This is a genomic window from Phytoactinopolyspora endophytica, assembly GCF_004138495.1.
Lineage (GTDB): Bacteria > Actinomycetota > Actinomycetes > Jiangellales > Jiangellaceae > Phytoactinopolyspora > Phytoactinopolyspora endophytica.
On the sequence record NZ_ML142879.1, the window covers coordinates 37778 to 41969 of the forward strand.

Sequence of the window (4192 nt, forward strand, 5' to 3'; positions counted from 1 at the left end):
GTAACCCGCAGCCCCATAGCCTGTAACGACGTTCGTGAAGTCTCCTATATATGTGTCATTAACTCCACGAAAAATGAACCCAGCCCGGTTACAAAAGCTTTCTGCAGTCCGCTTGTAAGCGCTTCCTGCCGCAAATTCGCCTGAGCCGGCAAACCCCGTACCCACTAACCTCTGAGGTGCAAGTCCACGGTTTCGCCACAGTCCTCCTAACTCACCCGTCGTTGTCATGTGCCTTGCACCAACGTCTGCTTGCCATATTTGGGTTCCGCCCCAGCGCCGGACCTCGATAGTATGTTTCGACTCAATGTCGAAACCTGTCACCCAATAGAAGCCGTTTCCGCCCAAATACATCAGCCTTCCTGCAGCCGTTGTATATTCCTCTAATGCGTCGATCACAGCGCGCGTCGAGTACTCAGGATGTGATCCGGTCATTACAACTGAGTAGTCCCGCAACAGACCACTTCCTTCGGCATGCAGGTCAATATCCGTCGCTACGTCATACTCATATCCATGCTGATACAGCCAGTCCACTATATGCAGATCGGCCGAAAGCTGATGTGTTCCGCCGCGACCGTTTCCCACACCCCGTGACACGTAATCGTGCCGCATAGTTACGAGGGGCCTGAGCCACGATGAATAGAGTACTGCACTACCATCGTCATGCCGATCATATAGGCTGTGAAGGCCATTCTCCACCACAAACTTGTCACGTTCGCTCAAAAGGCCACCAACATCACCCGCATTTTCTCGAAGAAAATCTAAACTATCATCTGTGAATATATGTTGGTTAGCGTATGCCAAGTAGCTCAAGACCGGCGCTAGAAATAGGACCTTCTTCTTAGATCTGCCTCCCGGACGGATAAAGATTGGGAGACAGTCTTCGTTTCCCTCGTCATCTTTGAGACGCAAACCGTATATTCCGCTCTCGAGTTCCCTCGGAACGTCCCATTCTAAGGTAGGCTCCCACTGTGCATCGTCGAGATCATCATTGTGAAAGTGGATCGCTGTGTACTCGTCCGGGGCATCCGTATAGTCTGTTGTCTGTCGCTGCCACCAGGGCCCCGGAAGGCCGCGCGTGGGCATATTGACAGTTTGTCCATGACAGCCATTTCCCGATATATCACGGATATGTCGTGTTCCTATATCACGGCCAAAGTTCCATGCCCCCATCAGCCCAACGATGCCTTCGGGCTTAGCTCCACGGTGCAAGGCGTTCGCTTCCTCGGCTGATATAACGCGGTTATATAAGGAAGGGTTGCTGATTCTGCCGTCAAATACGTCGACGGCATGGTTTCCAGCATCAGACACACCGTAGCGCGCGCCAATGAGCAGATCGATGTCCTTAGCGATCTTTTCTGATTGGACGTATTGGTGCGAGAGTGGTTCACGTTCGAGAATTTCCGAGACATAGGGGTATGAGGTAGCGCGAACTGGGACCACTTCGAGCGCCACAGTCCGTCGATTTGATGAGACGGAGCCAACTATAGAATACCAGATCCCTCGTGCTAATGAGCGCTTCGTTGAGAAACATCGCGCCCCTGTGTACGCGTCGTAGGAGATCCATACGATACGGCCAAGACTGTCAATTGCTAACGCCCAGCCATCATGATGGGGACAGGCGGCACTTGCGAGGACACGGTTATGCTCTGCAACGAGCGTTGGCTGTGCGAAGAGATGGATGGTTAGGGGTGGCCTTATTGCCTCATCGGCGATATTTGGTATCCGAATATACGACCCCTTAACAAGCGGCTGATATTTGGCTTGGAGTTCTTTAGCTAACGAAGACGACACCGTTTGATATCGCAATCCAGGCGTTCCAGGATGTGGATCCCCATGAATGATACGAATGAGGTCAGACTGCAAGACGTCGGATTGTGAGCTTATCATGAACCGAACGCGATCTCCGCCTCTGATGCTTAGTTTATCGCTATAGCCAACTATCTTCACGTGCATCGCCGTTCCACTATCGGGGGACCATTGACTCGAGGATCGTCGCTGTAGCCGTCAGGCCGTCCTCAGACTTCACGCGTTCCCCCAACGTCTCGGCACACTCAACTAGGCCACGGTCTGTTACCGCCCTCGAAATGGACTCGGACAGGTTGTCGGCTGTAAGCCTGACTTGAGGCAGTGGCGGCGGTGCGACGCCTATCGCGTGCATTCGGCGAGCGTGAAAAGGCTGATCGGTCATGAATGGGCATACGACTTGTGGTCGACCAGAGGCCAGCGCGGCCGCGGACGTTCCAGAACCACCATGGTGGACGATCGCGGACATACGCGGGAATAGCCAGTCGAAAGACGCTTCTCGAAGGACTAGCACGTTGTCCTCCAAGGCCCCATCAATGTCGATGCCCCCGCTACCTGTGACGATGACGGCACGAACGTTTGCTCGACGGACGGCATCTGCCACAATAGCACCAGTACGTCGTGGATCCTTTCCGACCATGCTGCCAAATCCGACACATACCGGTGGATCGCCCGCTTCGAGGAAGTCAAGCAACTCTTTGGGAGGCGTCCAATCATGTTGACTCGGCGGAAACCAATACCCGACCGTATGAACCCAGTCTGGATAGTCTAATCTCAGCGGAAGCAGGTGCCGGCTGAAAGCATGTATAACTGTGGCGTGGTCGCCGTTAGGCAAACGGAGGGAGTTTTGCTGACCTCGGCGACGTTCAAGGCCGAGCGTCTGTGTGCGCCACTTAGCAATGCTACCCATAAATCCTCGGTACCATAGGCGGGTCCACAAATATGACGACCGATTGAGCAGTCGAGGTACTCGGAACGGAACCATTGGATTGGGAAATGATCTCGTCGGAACCCAGATGGGCTGTAGTCCGGCGGGAACGGCCGGCACGCCAAGCCACTCCCCGATTGCATGTCCTGGGAGAAACGGTTGGAACACAACTATGTCGACGTCAAGTTCTGCTGCACGTGCCATGTCTTCTATAATTCGAGTCTCCATGGGGCGGAACTTCTGCATTACCTTTACGGCCATCGCCTTACCCCGGAGTCCGCGATAGTTGGTTTCGAAAGCATCTCGAACTATCGGATCGTCGAGCAATTCGTCCACTGCGTCGTATAGTAGAGCTACGCGGACACCGTATGGCTCAGCGAGGTGCACCCACCGACGGGGTGCACCAAGAATGGGCTCGTGCCCGCGCGTGCGCAGAGCACGCGCAAGATTCGCGTACGGTTGAATGTCACCCCGAGTCCCTTGGGAAAGCAACAACACTTTCATTGGTGATCACTCCGTATATTCAGTCAGCCGGACTGCGGGGAGTCGCAGTTAAGACTAGGCATTCCTCTGACGCCAACCGCAAGGGTTCGATTTCAAGCGAGTACCCGAACTCGAGACACTCGACGTCGGCGTCTACGCGACCCGTCAACACCCTGGCGGCCTCGCTGCCATTCCTACCACCCGCCCCAGTGGAGAGATTGGCCACTGCGACGACGTCGCAGCTCAGCGACCCAGCCGCTGCCTGCGCCGTTGGACTCCTTAGGGAAATCCCGGGACCGGCCACCGCCAGCAACAGGGCTCTGGTCGGGCAGATCTGCGCGCCCGGACACTCCGGCCGCGCAGATGGCCCGAATGAACGTGGCCAGCGTGCCACACCTGATCACCGGTCGGAGCCCGTAGACCGGTCCACAACGAACATGCTTTCAGACAGGGGCGAAGCCTCTTTAGGTTTCAGCGACGCGCCCTCAGCCGATCACGATGGTTGCTCATTGAGCTCGGCGTGTCACCGGCCGGACGGGGCAGGGCACGATGGGCGATGAGGTGGAAACCGGCCCTGAACGCGTTCGCGATCACGTTCGAAGGCCGCATCACACCAACCGGTAACTAACCATCACCGAGACCGGATCCACCGTTTATCTGACACACCCCGGCTCCTTGTCCGTCACGCTCATGGGGCAGACGACTATCAAGATTGCTGGCCCCAACGTAAGGAGCTCGGACACCCGCTGGAGGTACTAGAGGCGAAACGCGGGACCGGGCGGGACTGAACGCAGCCCCTGTGAATAGCACGAACATCGGTGGAAGCTGAGGGAACGACGAGGATTTTCACCAAATGCGGGGTGTATCAACTCGCAGTACCAGGAGATCGCGATGGCATATCGGCGTTTGTTTACGAGTGAGTCGGTGACCGAGGGTCACCCGGACAAGATGGCGGACGCGATCAGTGACTCGATCTTG

Annotated in this window: 3 protein-coding genes; 1 reads left to right on the forward strand and 2 read right to left on the reverse strand. The window is 55.9% G+C overall.

All coding sequences use genetic code 11. The features are described from left to right. Together ELR45_RS33125 and ELR45_RS43135 are read right to left on the reverse strand one after the other, a co-directional pair. A partial coding sequence (locus ELR45_RS33125; protein WP_338069623.1) for a N,N-dimethylformamidase beta subunit family domain-containing protein occupies positions 1-1452 on the reverse strand: 1452 nt, incomplete at its 3' end. A 511-nt stretch (positions 1453-1963) separates the two neighbouring features. After that, positions 1964-3235, reverse strand: coding sequence for a glycosyltransferase (locus tag ELR45_RS43135; protein WP_129670093.1), 1272 nt, complete (start codon positions 3233-3235; stop codon positions 1964-1966). 870 nt (positions 3236-4105) lie between these two features. Between ELR45_RS43135 and ELR45_RS33135 the strand changes: the two genes are divergently transcribed. Next, positions 4106-4192 (forward strand): S-adenosylmethionine synthetase N-terminal domain-containing protein (locus ELR45_RS33135; RefSeq protein ID WP_165368325.1); only part of this gene is annotated, 87 nt, incomplete at its 3' end.

What these genes read in the sequence shown, in the direction of transcription:
- ELR45_RS43135 (WP_129670093.1), bottom strand. Translation starts at nt 3,235, where the DNA reads ATGAAAGTGTTGTTGCTTTCCCAAGGGACTCGGGGTGACATTCAACCG.